General features: G+C 55.3%; 18 protein-coding genes and 1 pseudogene. 16 read left to right on the top strand and 3 right to left on the bottom strand.

Annotated features, from left to right (window positions below; genetic code table 11):
- Positions 1–70 precede the first annotated feature (70 nt).
- Positions 71–1,003 carry a cation diffusion facilitator family transporter gene (locus M0974_RS31330; protein WP_297845932.1) on the bottom strand — a complete coding sequence of 311 codons (933 nt, stop codon included), beginning with the start codon at positions 1,001–1,003 and terminating at the stop codon, positions 71–73.
- Positions 1,004–1,755: 752 nt separating this feature from the next.
- Between M0974_RS31330 and M0974_RS31335 the strand changes: the two genes are divergently transcribed.
- The 6 genes and pseudogenes from M0974_RS31335 (at position 1,756) to M0974_RS31360 (ending at position 7,990) form a co-directional block, all read left to right on the top strand.
- Complete coding sequence (locus tag M0974_RS31335; RefSeq protein ID WP_297845933.1) at positions 1,756–3,036, top strand: putative porin; 1,281 nt, start codon at positions 1,756–1,758, stop codon at positions 3,034–3,036.
- Positions 3,037–3,216: 180 nt separating this feature from the next.
- On the top strand, positions 3,217–3,432 hold the full coding sequence (locus M0974_RS31340; protein ID WP_297845935.1) for a hypothetical protein: 216 nt from the start codon (positions 3,217–3,219) through the stop codon (positions 3,430–3,432).
- Between the two features lie 75 nt (positions 3,433–3,507).
- A complete protein-coding gene (locus tag M0974_RS31345; RefSeq protein WP_297845937.1) occupies positions 3,508–4,335 on the top strand; it encodes a formate/nitrite transporter family protein in 828 nt (275 codons plus the stop codon).
- A 162-nt stretch (positions 4,336–4,497) separates the two neighbouring features.
- A pseudogene (locus M0974_RS31350) lies at positions 4,498–5,271 on the top strand (thiamine pyrophosphate-dependent enzyme); the annotation flags it as partial.
- Positions 5,272–5,598: 327 nt separating this feature from the next.
- Positions 5,599–7,194 (top strand): glycosyltransferase family 39 protein, encoded by a 1,596-nt coding sequence (locus M0974_RS31355; protein ID WP_297845939.1) that lies wholly within the window; start codon positions 5,599–5,601, stop codon positions 7,192–7,194.
- Positions 7,187–7,990, top strand: coding sequence for a glycosyltransferase (locus M0974_RS31360; RefSeq protein WP_297845941.1), 804 nt, complete (start codon positions 7,187–7,189; stop codon positions 7,988–7,990). The genes M0974_RS31355 and M0974_RS31360 overlap by 8 nt, the downstream gene beginning before the upstream one ends.
- A gap of 49 nt (positions 7,991–8,039) precedes the next feature.
- Here M0974_RS31360 and adhP read toward each other — a convergent pair whose 3' ends face one another.
- Both adhP and M0974_RS31370 read right to left on the bottom strand, forming a co-directional pair.
- Positions 8,040–9,068 carry an alcohol dehydrogenase AdhP gene (gene adhP / locus M0974_RS31365; RefSeq protein ID WP_297845943.1) on the bottom strand — a complete coding sequence of 343 codons (1,029 nt, stop codon included), beginning with the start codon at positions 9,066–9,068 and terminating at the stop codon, positions 8,040–8,042.
- A 414-nt stretch (positions 9,069–9,482) separates the two neighbouring features.
- Complete coding sequence (locus M0974_RS31370) at positions 9,483–10,010, bottom strand: hypothetical protein (protein ID WP_297845944.1); 528 nt, start codon at positions 10,008–10,010, stop codon at positions 9,483–9,485.
- Positions 10,011–10,328: 318 nt separating this feature from the next.
- On the opposite strand from M0974_RS31370, the gene M0974_RS31375 reads away from it, so the two are divergent.
- The 10 genes from M0974_RS31375 to M0974_RS31420 form a co-directional block, all read left to right on the top strand.
- On the top strand, positions 10,329–11,348 hold the full coding sequence (locus tag M0974_RS31375; protein WP_297845946.1) for a branched-chain amino acid aminotransferase: 1,020 nt from the start codon (positions 10,329–10,331) through the stop codon (positions 11,346–11,348).
- A gap of 180 nt (positions 11,349–11,528) precedes the next feature.
- Entirely contained in the window at positions 11,529–11,660 is a 132-nt protein-coding gene (locus M0974_RS31380; RefSeq protein ID WP_297845947.1) for a hypothetical protein, read from the top strand.
- Complete coding sequence (aztA, locus tag M0974_RS31385) at positions 11,657–12,421, top strand: zinc ABC transporter ATP-binding protein AztA (protein WP_297845950.1); 765 nt, start codon at positions 11,657–11,659, stop codon at positions 12,419–12,421. The genes M0974_RS31380 and aztA overlap by 4 nt, the downstream gene beginning before the upstream one ends.
- Positions 12,418–13,287 carry a metal ABC transporter permease gene (locus M0974_RS31390; protein ID WP_297845952.1) on the top strand — a complete coding sequence of 290 codons (870 nt, stop codon included), beginning with the start codon at positions 12,418–12,420 and terminating at the stop codon, positions 13,285–13,287. The genes aztA and M0974_RS31390 overlap by 4 nt, the downstream gene beginning before the upstream one ends.
- 43 nt (positions 13,288–13,330) lie before the next feature.
- Positions 13,331–14,239, top strand: a complete 909-nt coding sequence (locus tag M0974_RS31395) for a metal ABC transporter substrate-binding protein (RefSeq protein WP_297845954.1) — start codon at positions 13,331–13,333, stop codon at positions 14,237–14,239.
- A 368-nt stretch (positions 14,240–14,607) separates the two neighbouring features.
- Positions 14,608–15,534 (top strand): substrate-binding domain-containing protein, encoded by a 927-nt coding sequence (locus M0974_RS31400; RefSeq protein ID WP_297845955.1) that lies wholly within the window; start codon positions 14,608–14,610, stop codon positions 15,532–15,534.
- 73 nt (positions 15,535–15,607) lie between these two features.
- Positions 15,608–17,119, top strand: a complete 1,512-nt coding sequence (locus M0974_RS31405; protein WP_297845957.1) for a sugar ABC transporter ATP-binding protein — start codon at positions 15,608–15,610, stop codon at positions 17,117–17,119.
- Positions 17,082–18,077: a ribose ABC transporter permease gene (locus tag M0974_RS31410; protein ID WP_297845958.1), complete on the top strand. Its 996-nt coding sequence runs from the start codon at positions 17,082–17,084 to the stop codon at positions 18,075–18,077. Before M0974_RS31405 ends, M0974_RS31410 begins: the two co-directional genes overlap by 38 nt.
- Before the next feature lie 44 nt (positions 18,078–18,121).
- On the top strand, positions 18,122–19,207 hold the full coding sequence (locus M0974_RS31415; RefSeq protein WP_297845960.1) for an alcohol dehydrogenase catalytic domain-containing protein: 1,086 nt from the start codon (positions 18,122–18,124) through the stop codon (positions 19,205–19,207).
- 15 nt (positions 19,208–19,222) lie between these two features.
- The coding region (locus M0974_RS31420) for an FGGY family carbohydrate kinase (protein ID WP_297845961.1) at positions 19,223–19,972 on the top strand (750 nt) is incomplete at its 3' end.

Here is a 19,972-nt window from a genome sequence, read left to right on the forward strand (position 1 = left end):
AATACTTCAAAGAAACAGCCGTTTGAATAATGGCTGACTTTATGTATCGGGCCGTATCGCGCGTCGGGAGTTAATGATCCAGATCCGGGCGGCTCCATGGGTCAACATGAGTCATCAAATTCAGTACTCGATGACGCTGCATCACATTCTGCCTGGCCGCTACTGCAATGGCGTGTCCTTGCTCAACCGTTATCGAGGCATCAACTTCAATGTGTGCATCCACAACGATCATGTCGCCCATTTTGCGGGTGCGCAGGTCGTGTACGCCTTTGATACCGGGCGTTTGTGCAAGCGTCTCGCGGATAGTCGCCACCTCTTCTTCATCGGCTGCACGGTCCATCAAGTCATGCAGTGAGTCCCAGGTAAACGTCCACCCCATCCGGGCAATCATGCACCCGACGACAAGGGCCGCAATGGGGTCAAGGATGGGGTAGCCTGCCAAGTTTCCGGCAATACCAATACCGACTACCAGCGATGAAGCGGCATCGGAGCGTGCGTGCCATGCATTGGCAATTAACAAGCTCGACTTCACTTTTTTGGCGACGGCCAGCATGAAGCGAAACAACAACTCTTTTGTGACCAATGCACCTGCGGCGACCCACAAAGCAGAGGCATGCACCGTCGCAATAGACTCAGGCGTTTCAAGCTTAAGGATGGCAGACCCGACCATCCCGATACCCACCGCAAGCAACAGTATGCCCAGAACCATCGAAGCGGCAGTTTCAAAACGCAAATGCCCATAGGGATGGCCCTCATCGGCGTCTTCCTTGCTCTTGTGGCTAGCGAACAACACAACAAAATCTGCGATCAGGTCCGATAACGAATGGACACCATCGGCAATAAGGCCCTGAGACTTTGACAAAATACCCACCGCGATTTGAGTCACAGAGAGGACTATATTTATGAATACGCTGACCCATGTGCATCGAGAGGCTGCCGCAGCTCGCTCCACAGAGTTATACAAATCGTTCTCATGGTCGTCAGAGAAACCTTTATGATTCATTGCTTATTTTTCCATTTAAAAATGATACTCATCTCGTGATGCCAAAGAGTGAGGTATTGGGCAAGGAGGGGTAGAGTTTTTCTATTTTTTAATGTTCTCGGGAAGCCTAAAGCGCGAGAGGAAGTTTGTACAAGGAAATGTTGAGTTTGATCAGAATCAATAAAATGTCTTCGGCAATTTAGCGCGCCGTGAGTATTCAGGATGAAAATCTTAATGTTTCTCATGTCTGCCCTTATATACGCTCAATCAAGGCGCGTTACAGTGCGCGTTAAGTGATATCAATGTAAGTAACGTTAGTTCAGTCCAATTGACGTGGTCAGCGACGCCCTGAACGCCAGTGAAGCGGGCATCAGTGATAAAGTAATTGTTGGCGCCCAAACCTGATCCGTTTTTTCTGGATATCTGTGAGCTAATGGCTGGCGCCGGTAACAATTGGCGACAAATAAATTAAAATATTCATACTCTAATGCGTGCACTAAATTATTTCTTTTAAAATTAATTTTCCTAAAAAATAGTTTGCATTAATCCGGCTGTCAGTGCACGCGAGCCAACGATAAAAGGCTCTAGTCCGGGCTTTGTAGGACGAAAAATAATAACTAATCTGCCTCTAGTCAGAAACAGTTTTGTCACAAAGCATCGTGATACTGGCCCCAGTTTTTCACCCCCCCTTGGTCTGTCGGCGACACTAACGTCATCACCGGTCGTTAGTCGCTTTGATGACTCTTGAGCCTTGCTCAGCTATGGAGATTTATATGCGTTTTGCTTCCACTAAAACTGCGACAGCCCTGTACGGTGGCCTGTTGTTGGCCATTAGCATTCCAGCCAGCGCCGCGGTCGATGCCAAGTTGCTCGAAATGCTTAAGGCTAATGGGTCGATTTCCCCTGCCCAGTACGCTGAACTCCAGACCGAACTAAGCAACGATCAGCAGGCTCAACAACTCGCGCAGCAGCAAACAACGGCGCAGATCGCCGCCGCTCAGACTAAGTCAGCTGACGTGAGCGCGTTCGAGCAGAAGATTGCGTGGGCTGCCAAGACCCAATTCAAGGGCGACGTGCGTGTACGTCAGGAGACCATCAAGATCGATGGCCAGACCAACAGCCAAGACAAGAACCGCCAGCGCATTCGTGCTCGCTTGGGCGCCTACACCGAAATCAACCCGCAGGTCAGCACTGGTATCCGTATCGCCACCGGTGGCAGTAACGACGCCCGTTCGACCAACCAAGACCTGGACGGCTACTTCGTCAAGAAAGACCTGTGGCTGGATCAGGGGTATATCGACTACCACCCGACCGCGATTCAGAACCTGCACCTCATCGGCGGCAAGATGAGCCAGCCGTGGGTCAGCATGGGTGACATCATTTGGGACAGTGACATCAATCCAGAAGGTCTGGCCGCGACCTATAGCTTCCCGGTCAGCAAGAACTTTGAGCTGTTTGGCAGCGCCGGTAACTATACCCTCAAGGACAACATCGACGGCGACGGCACACAGTTCAAGAATGATCTGCGTTTGAACGCCGGTCAGTTGGGTGCTCGCTTCGTGCCTATCGACGCTCTGAAAGTCACTCTGGGCGGCAGCGTCTATCAGTACCAGAACGACAAAGACAGCGCGGCCTTGTCGGTCAATGGCAACAACACCGACCGATTCCGTCTGCTTGAGGGCTTCGGCCAAGTCGACATCGGCGGCCTGGCTGTGCCGCTGTCGGTGTATGGTCAGTACGTGGTCAACAACGCCACTGACAGTGACGAAGACACAGGTTGGCTGACCGGTGTGAAGACCAAAGTGTTTGGTTTTGGCCTGGACTACAACTATCGCGACACTCAGCGTAACGCTGTGGTCGGCGCCTTCACCGACTCGGACTTCGCCAACGGCACCACAGGTTCGCGCGGTCACAAGCTGAAGGTGAGCTACGACATCGACAAGAACTTCGCGGTCGGCGCAACTTACTTCCTGACCAAGGCCGACTACGCTGTCGCCAGTCAGAAAGACGCGAGTGCCAACACCTTGCAACTGGACGTAGAAGCGAAGTTCTAAGCCTTTAAACTGCAACGCTTACCCCTGCTGTTTTGGCGTTGGTGGACCGATCCCCTTCATCCGTCGGTTCATCAACGCCATCCTTTCATTCAGGTCGCTTGTGAACGGCGTGGTCTACGACGTCGCAACCTTTGTGGCGGCAAACCCCCTTGAGTTCCAAGTCATAAAAGCCCCCCATAGATGCTGTCGATCACTCCATCAGCACAAGCGATTGGACTGCGGCATTTCGACTCAGTTAGCGTGCTCATCAATTCAGTCGATGAACTGATTCCTCGCCGTACCGCCTTGCAGCTCAAACCGACGTTATTAGCGCTATTTTTCCTGCCGCCACACATGGGACATGCCGTCTTGTTTCAAACACAAGCCGTGCATACAGACTGGACTCTAAAAACCTAATTTTACCGGCGCCCGACCGTGGTCGCGGTGTATTCGCGCCTCGCCATTGTTGCCGTCCAGCCTGAGACCCTTGCCATGCCCGTATTTACACCCCCACAGATCGCCGAGCTGACCGTAGAAGCCGGTGTGAAGAAAGCTCACCTGCCCATACTCTCGGTCCTGATTCTAGGTTTCCTGGCCGGCGCCTTTATTGCGTTGGGCTTTCTGCTGGATATTCACGTCAGCACCATGATCCCCGCACAATGGGCATCGTTGGGCAATCTATTGGGAGCCGCGGTGTTTCCCACCGGCCTGATTCTGGTGATTTTGGCTGGGGGCGAGTTGCTCACCGGCAACATGATGAGCCTGCCCATGGCAATGTTTGCCGGCAAGATTCAGCTCTCGGCAGTGGCGCGCAACTGGTTGCTGGTCACCGTGGCCAATCTCCTCGGCGCGATGTTTGTCGCCTATTTCTTCGGCCATCTGCTCGGCCTCACCGAAGGACCTTACTTGGCCAAGACTGTGGCTGCGGCGACCGCTAAAGTCAGCGCTGACTTCGGTCAGGCATTCATCTCAGGCATCGGCTGCAACTGGTTGGTGTGCCTAGCGGTCTGGTTGTCTTACGCCAGCAAAGATGTTGCGGGAAAAATCCTCGGTATCTGGTTTCCGGTCATGGCTTTTGTCGCCATCGGCTTCCAGCACGTGGTCGCGAACATGTTTCTAATCCCGGCAGCGATTTTTGCCGATGCCTTGAGCTGGGCTCAGTTCGTCGAGAACTTCATTGCGGTGTTCCTCGGCAACGCAGTCGGCGGAGCAGTCTTCGTGGGTCTGGCTTACTACGTGTCTTACACACGGACAACCACTGCACCGGCCACAGCGATGGAATACAACGCGATGCCTTCGACGGGTGTGCAGAAGATATAAGACGGATCGAGATGATCGTTCTTGCGCTGTCGGCACGTTAAATGAGCACGCCGCTCAGCGCGTTACTCCCACCAATGATCCTACTGACCTGGCCAGGACCGCCATCCCCTGCACGCGATCAATTCGATCGCGTCGAGAACTCATGTGCATTTGGTTGTCACCGCCAAGGCACGGCAAGACCTCGATGAGCTGGCGCGACCCACGCCAGCAGGCAAGCCGATTCACCCGCAGTATCTGACGCACTTGGTCAACCAGATGGCAGATCAAAATGCAGTGTTTACTGCCGACGTGGGAACACCGACCTTATAGGCCGCGCGTTACCTGAGCATGAACGGCAAACGTTCGTTATTCGGGTCGTTTAACCATGGCTCCATGGTCAATGCCATGCCTCAGGCGCTTGGCGTACAGGCTGCGCACCCCGACCGGCAAGTGGTTGCACTGTGCGGCGACGGCGGATTGTCGATGCTGTTGGGTGATCTTTTAAGCACTCGCCAGTTGAACCTGCCGATCAAAATGGTGGTGTTCAATAACAGTTCATTGGGCTTCGTGGCGATGGAAATGAAAGCCAGCGGCTATCTGCCTCACGATACTGATTTGCAGACCACTGATTTCGCAGCCATCGCCAATGGCGCGGGGATTTTCGGCATTCATGTGGAGGACTCTGAAGCACTGCCGGAGGCGTTGCGACAGGCCTTTGCACGCGACGGGCCTGTGCTGATCGACGTGGTCACCGCCAAGCATGAACTGGCAATGCCGCCGAAAATAAAATGGGCTCAGGCCAAGGGTTTTAGCTTGTACATGCTCAAGGCAGTACTCAACGGCCGGGGTGATGAGGTGCTGGAATTGGCGGATACCAACCTGAGACAGCGATCAAACCAGCCTGCTTCAGTGAAGTGGGCAAGCCCAACCGAGCGAGCACTAGGTGGTGGCGGGTGATTATTACCTGATTGTCCTCTGTTTAAATAAAGTAAAAGTTTATGTAAATAAAAATTTATGTTGAAGCGTTTTATTTCGTAAGCTTTTAAAGCCGTCACTTTAATGACGCTTTGATATAGCCTGCTTCTCCCCAAAAACGACTTTTTGTATGTGCGACGTATTTTATATTGAAAAGCCGATATGGGTTTTCGGTATTGTTTCAGGTACACAGACACTTCCATTTGACACAATTTTCTCATTTGCCTAACAACCTCGTGACGAGCGACCACTTAAATTTGCGACGCGCTGATTAATCGGGCGTCCTAATTTGGTTTGATTGGTCAGCCTATGAAAAAATTCACGGTCGAGTTTTGCAAAAGTGACAGAGGGGCCCTCCTATTATTGCTGGGTGTCACCGCACTTATCTTGCTGTTTGGCTTGGGCGCCAGGGAGCTGTGGGGCGCGGAAACTCGCTGGGCCAACATCTCGCTGCAAATGTTGCAAAGCGGGAATTATTTTGACCCCTATCTCAAGGGCGCGGCGTATTACGACAAACCGCTACCGTCCTATTGGTTGATTGCTGCGACCGCTGAGTTAATGAATGGCCTGAGCCATTGGTCATTGCGCCTGTCCTCGGTAATCGCTGCATGGTTAAGTGTTTGGCTGATCTATCTGATTGGCGGGCAACTGTTTAATAAAAGTACCGGCCTGATCGCTGGTTGGATGTTGGCGACTACGTTCTTTTTTGTCTTCTGGGGGCGGGTAGCGACGGCCGATACCCTCACAGTCTGTGGCGTGCTTGCATCGGTCTGGTGGTATTGGCGTGGGCCGGACGATACCCGGATCGGTCGCTATACCGTGTTCTTTCTGCTACTGGCGTTAACGTCGTTGTTCAAGGGGTTGATCGGTTTCATTCTGCCTGCGTTGGTGTTGCTGCCACACCTGTTGAGCGATGGGCGCTGGAAGCGTCACCTCAATTTTCGCCTGTGTGCGGCGCTGCTGATAGCCGGCTTGTGTTACATGACGCCGTTCGTTCTGTCGCATATGTACGGCGCGCCGACTTATCGCGAGAGCGGTTTGGGTCTGGTGTTTCAGGAAAATTTCGTCCGATTTTTTAAGCCCTTCGATAACCTCGGCCCGATCTACACGTACCTCGTTTATTTACCGATCTACACCTTGCCATGGGCGCCTTTCTGGGTACTAGGCCTATGGGTTGCAGCCAAACAGTGGCGACAGGTAGAGCCCAACACTCGCTGGCTGGTGATGGGGCTTGGCTTGCTGTTCCTGTTCTTTACTGCAAGCGGCAGTCGGCGCAGTTATTACGTGTTACCACTTGTGCCGTTTGCACAATTGATAGGCGCATGGTGGGTCACGCGGTACATCGCCCAAAGGCGTGCCTTGGGCAACGTCAGCGGGCCTGGCTGGGCCAAGGGGTTTGGTCTGGCAGCTGGTGTGCTGTTCTTGGTTCTTGGCGTGATCTACCCGTGGACTAATGGCGGCGGCGGCGTCATCCGGTTCTCGGCGGATGTACGCCAAGAGGCCACCAAGAGCGCGCCATGGAATCAATGGCGCATGGTGTTGGTTGAGGTCGACAACAAGCTGCCTATGTATTTGCAGAATGACGGTGGTGCTTTCTACTACGTACCAGGGACGCAGGATTTCCCTACAACAGGCGACAGCGCAACGTTCATGGCATGGCTGGAGAAGAGCAGCGGTCAGCGCTGGAACCCCGACCGTACGATTATCGTTACGCAATACCACGATAAGGCTAAGTTGCCACTGAACTTTCTTGCCGCTGACCACACCGTCATCACTACGAAACTTACCAATGGTGCGCGCTTATTCCACTCGCGTGAATCCGGCAGCGTTGCGTTTATTCCTCATGTGGAAAACAACGTTGTGGAGAATGTAGTAATCCCTAAGGGCAACATAGACTATGACTAGTTTTCATCCCATCAAGGCCAACTTCAGTGTTGTAATGGTTAACTACAAGTCCCTTGAACTGACCAAGGCGTGCCTGGATTTGTTGCGCGATGGAATGCAAAGTATCGGGGTCCCGGTGCTGGTTGTGGATAATTACTCCGCTGACGCGAGTGTTGAGTATTTGCGTACGCTGGATTGGGTTACGTTAATCGAGCGCGAAAGATCTGGCCCGGAAGCTGGTAGCGTCGCCCACGGCCGGGCCCTGGATCTCGCGCTGGAACAGGTAACTACCGAATATGTATTTTTATTGCATACCGACACATTCGTGTATGACCTGAATGTATTCAACATGATGCTCAGTCAATGTGCAGGCCCGCAAGAGGTGGCTGCAGTGGGGTGTGTCGAACAGTTGAATCGAGGTAGGGGCCGATCAGCGTGGCGCCTGGTTTCACGCTGCTTAAAACATTACTCGCGTCGAGCTTTTCAAGCGTTGGATATAAAAGCCAAAGCGCCGAAGCCGTTTGTGGAAAAGCACCTGAAAAGTTTTTGTGCCCTGTGGAATGTGCGGCTGATTAAAAAGCACGGTTTACAATTTTTGATGGACGATCGTAACCCCGGTTATAAGTTGCAGGACACAATGGTAGCGCTGGGTTATACGATTAGGTTCATATCGCCGAGGACAATGTTTAACTATCTCGATCACCTGCAAAGTGGCACGGTCGCTGCGGGTGGGGGATATGCGGGTAATCACCGCAGGGTCAAGGTCTATGATCAGTTGATGAAAAGCGTGCAACAGGTAAAAAGTATCGCCAAGTAATAGCAATCAACGGAGCCCGGCACGAAGCCGGGCGTTGATCGACTACCCCTTAGTCCTGCATGTCGATGACCACGCGTCCTTCAATCTGACCTTCACGCATACGGTCAAACACGGCGTTGACGTTCTCCAGTTTTTCGGTAGAGACCGTTGCTTTGACTTTGCCTTCCCCGGCAAAATCCAAGGCTTCTTGAAGGTCTTGGCGCGTACCGACGATGGAACCGCGCACAGTGGTGCCGTTCAGCACCATGTCGAAGATTGAGATCGGGAACTCCCCGGCGGGAAGGCCGTTGAGCGCGATGGTGCCGCCACGTCGGGTCATGCCCATGGCTTGTTTGAAGGCGATGGGTGAAACCGCAGTGACCAACGCACCGTGAGCACCGCCAATGGCGTTCTTCAAGAACGCAGCGGGATCGTGATGACGGGCATTTACCGTGACCTCCGCGCCTAGCCTGCGGGCCAGATCCAGCTTGCCGTCGTCGATGTCCACCGCGGCGACATTCATGCCCATGGCCTTGGCGTACTGAACGGCCATATGCCCCAAGCCGCCGATACCGGAAATTACCACCCACTGGCCGGGTTTGGTTTCAGTCATCTTCAGCCCTTTGTACACGGTTACGCCGGCACAAAGGATGGGTGCAATCTCAATGAAGCCTACGTTGTCCGGCAGCTTACCGACGAAATTGGCGTCCGCCAGAGTGTATTCAGCGAACCCGCCGTTGACCGAATAACCGCTGTTTTCCTGTTTTTCACACAGGGTTTCCCATCCGCCCAGGCAATGTTCGCAGTGGCCGCAGGTGGAGTACAACCATGGCACCCCGACGCGATCACCTTCTTTGACGTGCTTTACCCCCGGGCCGACGCCGACCACATAACCAACGCCTTCATGACCCGGGATAAACGGCGGATTAGGTTTCACCGGCCAGTCACCCTCGGCAGCATGCAGATCGGTGTGGCATACACCGGACGCCGCAATTTTTACCAATACTTGTCCGTAGCCTGGAGTTGGCACAGGCACTTCACGAATTTCCAGCGGCTGACCGAAGGCATGGACGACGGCAGCTTTCATTGTTTTTTGCATGATCGAAATCCTTCTAGAAAAACAGAGGTGTTAACCGTGGTTGATGGCTTGCGGGCAGCGGCATGGGGGGAGGGGAGTGATTGCGTAATTAAACAGATTGAAACGCATGTAAATGGTCTCCTTGGTGTTGTCTTCTTGTAGGAGTAAGCGGAGAAGCAAGCGGCAGTGCGCTCATAAGTTACTCAGCAAGGAATAGGCCAGCGCCATGAATGGCTTGATCTAGAAGGGTTTCGGTGGGTGAGACAGGCAAGATGCACATGGGCCGTGGCACAACTGGCACAGTCCGGTGATACGTTGTGCCGTTATCGTTACAGTGAGACGCGTGACAAATCAGAAGGGGGTATTGCGAGGAGCATAGCGACGCCCGGTCAGGCTGGCCTTAGCCAACCTGACGGCTTAAACACGCCAGACCGATCAGTTGCTGATCGGGCCTGAAGGGGTGGCGGGGACTATGCGCCAAGGTTCAGAACATTGACGCACGTTGGGGTAATAACCCCTGGTGGGGACGCAGTAATACCAATTCGATGCTTGAGACACCGGTGGTGGGGCCGACGCCACGGGCACTGCGACAGGCTGCTGGTAATAGGGATCAGCCGCTACAACCGGTTGAGCCACCGGGTAATAAGCTGTCGGCGGGTAGTAATAGCCCGCAGTTGGGTAGTAATACGTTGGATAAGACGGGTAGTAATACGAGCTGGCGTAGCCAACGCCTAAGCCCACGCCTAAGCCAATGCCCAGTCCCCACCAGCCGCTGCTGCCCCAGCCACCGCCGTGATAGCCACCACCACCACGGTAGTAACCGCCGCGGCCGCCGCCGCCGTGGTAATAGTTGCCTCCTCCACCGTGATAACCGCCGCCCTGCGCCACAGCCGGGACCGATAGACCCGTACTGATCACTATCATCCCAGCAAGAACAAAACGTTTTATCGAATCAATGTTCATGATATCTGCCAAAGAGTTGCGCTACGGCCGTTTTCCGCTGCCTTGCCTAGGTCCTCTCCCGTCCTCGTAAGGACATGTGCAGGCATGCTCCTGGCCGCCGTCAAGGTCGGGAGTCTGCCGTACATATCATTAAGGATAGGCCCAAATGCGCGGTTTAGGTGAGCCAGATGTCGTCATTCATCAATGATCATTCGTCTGATACGACACTCCACGCTATTGAGTAGATGCGAGTCAGCCCCGGAATAAAGTATTGTTGCCACCACAGACAGAAACGAAAAGCTTGGGTTGTTCAGGCGGTCTTTAAAGGTAGAGGGTGTCATGAGTTACGAAAGCATAAATTGGGACAAGCTGGGTTTCGACTACATCAAAACAGATCTGCGTTATCTGTCGCACTGGCGTGATGGCGCCTGGCAGGAAGGAACGCTGACTGAAGACAACGTGCTGCACATCAGCGAAGGCTCGACGGCGTTGCACTATGGTCAGCAGTGCTTCGAAGGTCTCAAGGCCTATCGTTGCAAGGATGGATCAATCAACCTGTTCCGCCCTGACCAGAATGCAATGCGCATGCAGCGCAGTTGCGCGCGGTTGCTGATGCCTCACGTGTCCACCGAAGACTTCATTGAAGCCTGTAAAAAAGTTGTGCGTGCCAACGAGCGTTTTATTCCTCCCTACGGCACTGGCGGCTCACTTTACCTGCGTCCGTTCGTCATCGGCGTGGGCGATAACATCGGCGTGCGCACTGCACCTGAGTTCATTTTTTCGATTTTCTGCATGCCGGTGGGTGCCTACTTCAAAGGCGGCCTGAAGCCGAATAACTTCCAGATTTCCAGCTTCGACCGTGCTGCCGCTAACGGTACCGGTGCCGCGAAGGTCGGCGGTAACTATGCCGCCAGCCTGCTGCCGAACTCGCAAGCCAAGAAACTGAATTTCGCTGATTGCATTTACCTTGATCCGCTGACGCATTCGAAAATCGAAGAGGTCGGTTCCGCTAACTTCTTCGCGATCACGCACGACAACGTGTTCGTGACGCCGAAGTCGCCGTCGGTATTGCCTGGCATCACCCGCTTGTCGCTGATCGAGTTGGCGAAAACCCGATTGAACCTTGAAGTCGTCGAAGGTGACGTGTTCATTGACCGCCTGAGCGATTTCAAAGAAGCGGGCGCCTGTGGCACGGCTGCGGTGATCACGCCAATTGGCGGGATTGATTACAACGACAACCTCCACGTGTTCTTTAGCCAGGAAGAAGTGGGACCGATCACCCAAAAGCTCTACAACGAACTTACTGGTGTGCAATCGGGTGATATCGAAGCGCCTGAAGGCTGGATCGTTAAGGTCTGATACTGGGCAATATTGACGCATATCTGTAGGCGCTGCCGAAGGCTGCGATTGGCCAGAGAACTCGCAGCCTTTGGCAGCGCCTACAGATTTTTGCTTTGCCCTTGATGTTTTTTGAAACATCTGGAACCAAACTCGAAAAGTTATGTAATACTATAACGAATCGTGTCAGGTTCCCGTCCCATGAAAGCACCCCTCGCTCCGTCTATTGCTCGCTCCGTGCTGGCCCAATCTGCCTGGAAACGGGTGCTGTTGGCGCTGGCCATACTCGTGTTGCTGTGGTTGGCCATCGTTTGGGCGGTGGCCGTGCCATGAGTGCAGCGATCGCGTTGGACAATCTCACCGTCGCCTATGAGCGTCGCCCTGCGGTGCACCACATCAGTGGGCGCTTCGAGGCAGGCAGCCTGACGGCCATCGTCGGGCCTAACGGCGCGGGTAAATCAACCCTAATCAAAACCATTGCCGGCACCATGAAACCGGCCGCCGGAAGGGTTGACCTCGGCAAAATCGCCACTCGCACGCTGGGTTATTTACCCCAGGCGGCGGAAATCGATCGCAGTTTCCCGTTAAGCGTTTCCGACACGGTGGCCATGGGGGCCTGGCGCAGCATCGGGCCTTTTCGCGGCCTGAGCCGTGACCACAGCAAGCGCACACAAGACGCGCTGCTCGCTGTCGGTTTGGAAGGGTTCGAAACCCGCAGCGTTGGCTCGCTGTCTTCCGGGCAGTTTCAGCGCGTGTTATTTGCACGGCTGCTGCTGCAAGACGCCGCAGTGATTCTGCTGGACGAACCGTTCACTGCCATTGATGCGCGCACCACCCGTGATCTGTTGGAGTTAGTGCGAGTCTGGCACGGACAGGGCCGCACGGTGATCGCTGTTCTTCACGACCTTGAACAAGTCCGCCAGCACTTTCCACAAACCCTGTTGATGGCCCGCGAAACCATCGCGTGGGGCGCCACCGCCGACGTTCTCAGCGTCGAAAACTTGCGCAAGGCACGCAACATGGCGGAATTCTGGAGCGCCGACGCTGACGTTTGTGGCACCCATGACGATGACGTTAATGGAGATCGCGCATGATGCTCTATACAACACTCGTCGAACCCTTCGTCGAATTCGGCTTCATGCGTCGTGCGTTGGTCGCGTGTTTGGCGCTGGGCATCGGTTCCGGGCCCGTGGGTGTGTTGTTGATGTTACGGCGCATGAGCTTAGTGGGCGATGCCATGAGCCACGCCGTGTTGCCCGGGGCGGCGGTGGGCTTTTTGTTCGCCGGCCTCTCGCTACCGGCCATGGGCTTCGGCGGATTGATCGCTGGCTTGGCGGTGGCGCTATTGTCCGGGCTGGTCAGTCGCCTCACCGCCTTGCGTGAGGACGCCAGTTTCGCCAGTTTCTACCTGACGTCATTGGCGGCAGGGGTACTGATCGTCTCGCTGCACGGCTCCAACGTTGACCTGCTGCACGTGCTGTTCGGCACCATTTTGGCCATTGATTCCAGTGCGATTTACATGGTCGGCGCGATTGCCTCGTTCACGCTTATTCTTTTGGCGCTGATCTACCGACCACTGGTGCTGGAGTGTTTCGACCCCGGATTCCTGAGGGCGGTGGGTGGACGCGGCTCGCTGTACCACGTGCTGTTCCTGTTATTGGTGGTACTGAATCTGGTGGCCGGCTTCCAGGCGCTGGGCACCTTGATGGCCGTTGGGATGATGATGCTCCCCGCCACGGCGGCACGTTTTTGGGCGACGTCCTTGAGCGCATTGATGATGATTTCGACACTGGTGGCGACGCTCTCTGGCCTCATCGGATTGATCGTGTCGTATCACTTGGGCGTCGCTTCCGGCCCCGCCATCGTGCTCACTGCCAGCGCGTTCTACGGCTTCTCGTTGTTATTCGGGCGCACAGGAATTCTGCGTCGATTATTCCCCAAACCTCACTTGGCTAACTAACCGATTTTTAACGTCGCGTTCTAACTCCACAGCAGGGATTACCATGAAACAACCAATGCTATCAGGCGCCATGGCAGCCATTGTGCTGTCCGTATTTTCTAGTTTCGCTTCGGCCAAAACCCTGGAAGCGGTGGCTTCCTTCACCGTGATCGCTGACATGGTGCACACCGTCGGCGGCGATCGGGTGCATGTCACCTCGCTGATCGGCCCTAATGGCGATCCGCACGTCTACGAACCCACTCCGGCTGATGCTCAAGCGCTGAAAAAAGCCGACCTGACCTTTGTCAGTGGTTTGCACTTGGAAGGTTGGCTGGACCGCTTGATTACTGCTTCCGGGTATCGCGGCGAACCGGTGGTGTTATCCACAGGCATCAAGACCCGCAGCATGGAAGAAGACGGTAAGCGCGTCACCGACCCGCACGCGTGGAACAGCGCCGCCAACGGCGTGATTTACGTGCGCAATATCATCACTGCCCTGAAGAAAGCTGACCCCGAAGGCGCCAGTGTGTATCAGGCCAATGGCGACCGTTACATCGCGCAATTGCAAGAGCTTGACGCCTATGCGCGCGCCCAGGTACAGGCCATTCCTGCTGCCCAGCGCAAAGTCCTGACTTCACATGATGCCTTCGGGTACTTTGGTGACGCCTATGGCGTGACCTTCCTTTCGCCGCTGGGCTTCTCCACCGAAGCAGAGCCATCGGCAGCCGATGTTTCCAAGCTGATCCGCCAGATCAAGAAAGAGCACATCAGTGCGTACTTCTTCGAAAACTCCGGTGACCCACGACTGGTCAAACAAATCGCTGCCGCCAGCGGCGCTCAACCAGGCGGCGAGCTTTACGTCGAAGCCCTGTCCCCGGCAGACGGCCCAGCGGCGACTTATGCACAGATGTTCCGCTACAACGTCGACCAACTGACTGCCGCGATGCAAGGCAAAGTGCCTGCGGCTAAATAACCGTTCCGCCTCGGCACAAATTCGGTGGGAGCGAACTTGTTCGCGAAAGGGGCACTGCGGTATCACTGAAAAACCGCGCCGCTGCCTTCCCGAACAAGTTCGGTCCCACCGGATCTCAGCGCCCATAAACTATGCGGTAACCACACATCTGCTTCTGGTCGGATATTCACACCCTATTCGTTCATCTCCCCGCGAACTAAACCCTTGAATATCTTCAAATCGGCGGCCGAATAGCTCCGATTTGCCATCATCCATCCCGCAAAATCCTCCTTCAGCCATCTTGCTGACCCCCCATTCCTTTGCTACCTTATTTGAAAATGTTAACGATAACATTTTGCAAAAAAATAAAAACAAGAAGGAAATCGTCGATGGTAAAGCTACCTAAAGCTCTATGTTTATTGGCGTTAAGCATCAGCTGTGGCATCGCCACGGGCGCTTATGCCGACAGCAAGACTGGCCCGCTGAAAGTCGGCGTGTCCTTTCAAGAAATCAACAATCCCTACTTCGTCACCATGAAGGACGCATTGCAAGACGCGACCGCGACCATCGGTGCGCAGCTGATCGTCACCGACGCTCGCCATGACGTGTCGAAACAGGTCAGCGATATCGAAGACATGCTGCAAAAAGGCATCGATATCCTGCTGATCAACCCAACTGACTCTGTCGGCGTGCAGTCCGCAGTGGAAGCTGCTCACAAAGCCGGTGTTGTGGTCGTTGCTGTTGACGCCCAAGCGCAGGGTCCGCTGGATTCGTTTGTCGGTTCGAAAAACGTCGATGCCGGCTACCAGGCCTGTGAATACTTGGCTCAGCACATTGGTAACGCCGGTGATGTCGGGATTCTCGACGGGATTGCCGTGGTGCCCATTCTTGACCGCGTGAAGGGTTGTAAGGAAGCGTTGGCTAAGCATCCGAACATCAAAATCGTCAGCATTCAGAATGGCAAGCAGGAGCGTGATCAGGCGCTGACCGTGACTGAAAACATGCTCCAGGCGCAACCGGGCCTCAAAGGCTTGTTCAGCGTCAATGACAACGGCTCACTCGGTGCGCTTTCGGCCATCGAAGCGAGCGGGCTCGATGTCAAATTGGTCAGTGTTGACGGTGCGCCAGAAGCGATCAAAGCCATCCTCAAACCGGGGAGTAAATTCATCGCGACCTCCGCGCAATTTCCGCGTGACCAGGTGCGTCTGGCGTTAGGCCTGGCGTTGGCGAAGAAGTGGGGCGCGCAAGTGCCAACAACCATCCCGGTGGACATCGCGCTGATTGATCAAAGCAAAGCAAAAGACTTCAGCTGGTAAGCGATGCCTTCTCCGTGGCGGTTCACGGAGCAGGCTCAAACGACCTTGAAGGATTGGCGCGGAGCACCTGAGCATGAGCAGTCTTCTGAAGCTTGAAAACATCTGTAAAAGTTACCCCGGCGTGCAGGCGCTCAGCGCGATCAACCTGCAAGTCGAGCGTGGCGAAATCCACGCGCTGCTCGGCGAAAACGGTGCCGGTAAATCGACCTTGATGAAGATTCTGGTCGGCGTCGAGCACCAGGACGAAGGCAGCATTCTGATCGATGGCGAAGTCCAGCAATTCGCGACGTATAACGACGCGATCGCCGCCGGTATTGGCATCGTCTTTCAAGAGTTCAGCCTGATTCCGTACCTGAATGCCGTGGAGAATATTTTCCTTGGCCATGAATGGGTCAATCGATTCGGCCTGCTGCGCAAGAGCGACATGCACGCCAAGGCGCTAGAGTTGTTTGCGCGTCTTGGGGTCACCATCAACCTGCAATGTCCGGTCAAAGCCCTGAGTGTGGCCGAACAGCAGTTCGTCGAAATCGCCAAAGCACTGAATCTTGATGCGCGTTTATTAGTCCTCGATGAACCCACCGCGACCCTGACGCCGAGTGAGGCCGAACTGCTGTTCGACATCATGCGCGAACTCAAACGCCAAGGCGTGGCGGTGATCTTCATCTCTCACCACTTGGAAGAGATTTTCCAGGTCTGTGACCGAATCAGTGTGCTGCGCGACGGCAAGAATGTTGGCGTGACCGAAGTCGCTGACAGCGATATTGATCACTTGGTCGAGATGATGGTGGGTCGCCGTCTGCTCAACAGTTTTCCGCCCAAATCGCAGATCGCACGCGGTCCGGTGCTGTTGCAAGTGGACGACATTCAATTGACCCGCAACGGTCCGCACAACCGATTCGATCTGCACCAAGGCGAGATTTTGGGTTTCGCCGGATTGGTGGGTTCAGGCCGCACGGAATTGGCCTTGGGCGTGATGGGCGCGATCCCGGTGGTGGCTAAAACCGTGTTGCTGCGCGGGCAAGCGGTGGCATTGCGCGATCCGGCCGAGGCCTTGGCACTGGGCATCGGCTTGCTCCCGGAAAGCCGAAAAAGCGAAGGGCTGATCGTCGATTTCAGCATTCGCGAAAACATATCCCTGAACAACCTGAAAAAGTATGAGAACCGTGGCGGCCTGCTGGACACGGGGAAAGAAACCGACACCACCCAAGGGCTCATGAGTCAGTTGGCGATCAAGGCGCCCAGCTGTGAAAGCCGGGTGTTCAACCTCAGCGGCGGCAATCAACAGAAGGTCGTGATTGCCCGTTGGATTAACCATCACTGCGACATTCTGGTGTTTGACGAACCCACCCGTGGAATTGATGTGGGCGCCAAGGCCGAGATCTACGCATTGATGCGCAAGCTCACCGAGAAAGGGTTCGCGATCATTATGATTTCCTCGGAACTGCCCGAAATCATTGGCATGTGTGACCGCGTCGCGGTGTTTCACAAAGGGGCGATCGTCAGCGTACTGGAAGCGTTTGACGTCAATCCGCAAGAGGTCATGCGCCATGCAACGGGGAACACTCAACGTGAATACGTCCATTAACACCCTCGGCGGCGCGGGGCTGCGCCTCAACGTGGCGAAGCTCATGCGCTCACCGGCCTTCTTGCCGTTTGTGGGCTTGGTGATTGTCACCCTCGTGATGGTCTTCGCCAGCGACAAATTCCTCACTTCATCCAACCTGGCGAACATCGGGCGTCAGGTGTCAATCAACGCGATCATTGCCGTGGGCATGACCTGTGTGATTCTCACCGGCGGCATCGACCTGTCGGTGGGGCCGGTCATGGCGTTGTCCGGCACCCTCACCGCAGGCTTGATGGTCGCCGGGGTGCCACCCGCTCTGGCGATTGGCGCGGGGATGCTGGTTGGCATCGCCTTTGGTGTGGGGAACGGTCTGTTCGTTGCCTATCTGCACATGCCGCCGATCATCGTCACTTTGGCGACCATGGGCATCGCCCGTGGGTTTGGCCTGATGTACACCGACGGCTATCCGATTTCCGGGCTGCCAGACTGGTTTGGCTTCTTCGGCCGCGAAAGCCTGCTGGGGATTCAGGTGCCCATTCTAATCATGTTGCTAACCTATTTAGTGGCGTACGTGCTGCTGCAGCACACGCGGATAGGACGCTATATCTACGCGATTGGCGGCAACGAAGAAGCGGTGCGTTTATCCGGCGTACGCGCTGCTCGATTCAAATTGTTGGTGTACGGCATCAGTGGCCTGACTGCGGCCGTGGCGGGGCTGGTATTGACCTCGCGATTGATGAGCGGCCAACCCAATGCCGGGGTGTCTTTCGAACTCGACGCGATTGCTGCCGTAGTGCTTGGCGGCGCGTCGATTGCCGGCGGGCGCGGGGTCATTCTCGGCACGCTGGTGGGCGCTTTGCTGCTGGGCGTCCTCAACAACGGCCTGAACATGCTGGGTGTTTCGCCCTACGTCCAAAGCGTGATCAAGGGCGGGATTATTTTGTTGGCGATCTACATCAGCCGCCAGCGGCATAAGTAAACATTGGGTTTTTAAATAGAACACGCCGATAAAGGTAGAACCTCATGAACGATAAAACTGAACACGCCATGCAAGCTGTCGTCTGCCACGGCCCGAAAGACTATCGCCTAGAGCAGATCAGCAAACCGCAAGCGCGGGTCAATGAATTGGTAATTCGCATCGCCGCCTGCGGTATTTGTGCCAGTGACTGCAAGTGCCACTCCGGCGCAGCGATGTTTTGGGGCGGTGAAAGCCCATGGGTCAAGGCACCCGTAGTGCCGGGCCACGAGTTTTTTGGCTATGTGGTAGAAGCGGGCGAGGGCGCTGAAGAGCACTTCGGCGTGCAAGTGGGCGACAAAATTATCGCGGAACAAATCGTGCCCTGCGAAAAGTGCCGCTTCTGCAAATCCGGCAAGTACTGGATGTGTGAAGTGCACAACATCTTCGGCTTCCAGCGTGAGGTGGCCGAAGGCGGCATGGCGCAATACATGCGCATTCCGAAGACCGCCATCGTGCACAAGATTCCTGAGTCGGTAAGCCTGGAAGACTCCGCCCTGATCGAGCCGATGTCCTGCGCGATTCACACGGTCAACCGCGGCGACGTCCAACTCGACGATGTATTGGTGATCGCCGGCGCCGGCCCCCTCGGCCTGTGTATGGTGCAGATCGCTGCACTGAAAACCCCGAAAAAACTGGTGGTCATCGACATGGTCGATGAGCGCCTGGAACTGGCACTCAAACTCGGTGCCGACGTGGTCATTAACCCATCACGGGACAACGCCAAGGCGATCATCAACGGCCTCACCGACAACTACGGTTGTGACGTGTACATCGAAACCACAGGCGTGCCAGCGGGCGTAACCCAAGGTCTGGAGCTGATTCGCAAACTCGGACGTTTCGTAGAGTTCAGCGTGTTCGGTGCTGAGACCAGCGTGGACTGGTCGATCATTGGCGACCGCAAGGAATTGGACGTCCGCGGCGCGCACTTGGGGCCGTACTGCTACCCGATTGCCATCGACTTGTTCGAGCGTGGTTTGATCACTTCCAAAGGCATCGTCACCCACGATTTTGGCCTTGATGACTACGCCGAAGCCTTTGCCCTGGCCGACTCGGTGAAGTCGATCAAAGTGTTGTTGAAACCCGTAATCTAAGGCGCAAACGCCATGATGAACTATGTAATCGGGGTGGACATCGGTACCCAAAGCACCAAGGCGTTGCTGGTCGACAGCACGGGCAAGATCATCGCCCAGCACAGCCAGGGTTACCGGGTCGATACGCCTAAATTGCGCTGGGCCGAACAATGGCCGCAGGTCTGGCTGGACGCGGTTGAAAGCTGCGTTGCGCGGTGCGTGGGAATGGCCGGGGTGCCGAAAGAGCAAATCAAGGCGCTGTGCATCAGCAGCCTTTATGGCGGCTCCGGGATCGCAGTTGACGCGGATATCCAGCCATTGCACCCGTGCCTGATCTGGATGGACCGCCGTGCTGAAGAGCAGGTTGAATGGGTTCGCCAACACGTCGATCTGGAGCGGTTGTATGAAATCACCGGCAACTCAGTCGACAGCTATTACGGCTTCACCAAGATTCTTTGGCTCAAACAACAACAGCCAGAAGTGTGGGCCAACACCCGTTACCTGCTGCCGCCTAACAGCTACATCAACTATTGCCTGACCGGCGAGATTGCGGTGGATCACAGTTCGGCGGGCAACATCGGCGGGGTCTATGACGTCGCCGAACGTCGATGGTCCGAGGAAATGCTCACCGCCTTGGGTATTCCACAATCACTGATGCCCGAGCGCTTGCTGTATTCCGGCGAGGCAGTGGGCGGGTTGCTTGACGACTGGGCGCAGCGCTTGGGTTTGCAAGCAGGAATGCCGATTTTGGCCGGCGGCGTCGATGCGGCCATGGCGACCTTTGCC

Source organism: Pseudomonas sp. (genome assembly GCF_026224925.1).
Taxonomy (GTDB): domain Bacteria; phylum Pseudomonadota; class Gammaproteobacteria; order Pseudomonadales; family Pseudomonadaceae; genus Aquipseudomonas.

Bases quoted from the DNA above. Each gene is read 5' to 3' on its own strand.
- M0974_RS31335 (WP_297845933.1), top strand. From the start codon at position 1,756: ATGCGTTTTGCTTCCACTAAAACTGCGACAGCCCTGTACGGTGGCCTG.
- M0974_RS31395 (WP_297845954.1), top strand. From the start codon at position 13,331: ATGAAACAACCAATGCTATCAGGCGCCATGGCAGCCATTGTGCTGTCC.
- M0974_RS31370 (WP_297845944.1), bottom strand. From the start codon at position 10,010: ATGAACATTGATTCGATAAAACGTTTTGTTCTTGCTGGGATGATAGTG.
- M0974_RS31355 (WP_297845939.1), top strand. From the start codon at position 5,599: ATGAAAAAATTCACGGTCGAGTTTTGCAAAAGTGACAGAGGGGCCCTC.
- M0974_RS31375 (WP_297845946.1), top strand. From the start codon at position 10,329: ATGAGTTACGAAAGCATAAATTGGGACAAGCTGGGTTTCGACTACATC.
- M0974_RS31410 (WP_297845958.1), top strand. From the start codon at position 17,082: ATGCAACGGGGAACACTCAACGTGAATACGTCCATTAACACCCTCGGC.
- M0974_RS31330 (WP_297845932.1), bottom strand. From the start codon at position 1,003: ATGAATCATAAAGGTTTCTCTGACGACCATGAGAACGATTTGTATAAC.
- M0974_RS31405 (WP_297845957.1), top strand. From the start codon at position 15,608: ATGAGCAGTCTTCTGAAGCTTGAAAACATCTGTAAAAGTTACCCCGGC.
- M0974_RS31360 (WP_297845941.1), top strand. From the start codon at position 7,187: ATGACTAGTTTTCATCCCATCAAGGCCAACTTCAGTGTTGTAATGGTT.
- M0974_RS31415 (WP_297845960.1), top strand. From the start codon at position 18,122: ATGAACGATAAAACTGAACACGCCATGCAAGCTGTCGTCTGCCACGGC.
- adhP (WP_297845943.1), bottom strand. From the start codon at position 9,068: ATGCAAAAAACAATGAAAGCTGCCGTCGTCCATGCCTTCGGTCAGCCG.
- M0974_RS31380 (WP_297845947.1), top strand. From the start codon at position 11,529: ATGAAAGCACCCCTCGCTCCGTCTATTGCTCGCTCCGTGCTGGCCCAA.
- M0974_RS31400 (WP_297845955.1), top strand. From the start codon at position 14,608: ATGGTAAAGCTACCTAAAGCTCTATGTTTATTGGCGTTAAGCATCAGC.
- M0974_RS31390 (WP_297845952.1), top strand. From the start codon at position 12,418: ATGATGCTCTATACAACACTCGTCGAACCCTTCGTCGAATTCGGCTTC.
- M0974_RS31345 (WP_297845937.1), top strand. From the start codon at position 3,508: ATGCCCGTATTTACACCCCCACAGATCGCCGAGCTGACCGTAGAAGCC.
- aztA (WP_297845950.1), top strand. From the start codon at position 11,657: ATGAGTGCAGCGATCGCGTTGGACAATCTCACCGTCGCCTATGAGCGT.
- M0974_RS31340 (WP_297845935.1), top strand. From the start codon at position 3,217: ATGCTGTCGATCACTCCATCAGCACAAGCGATTGGACTGCGGCATTTC.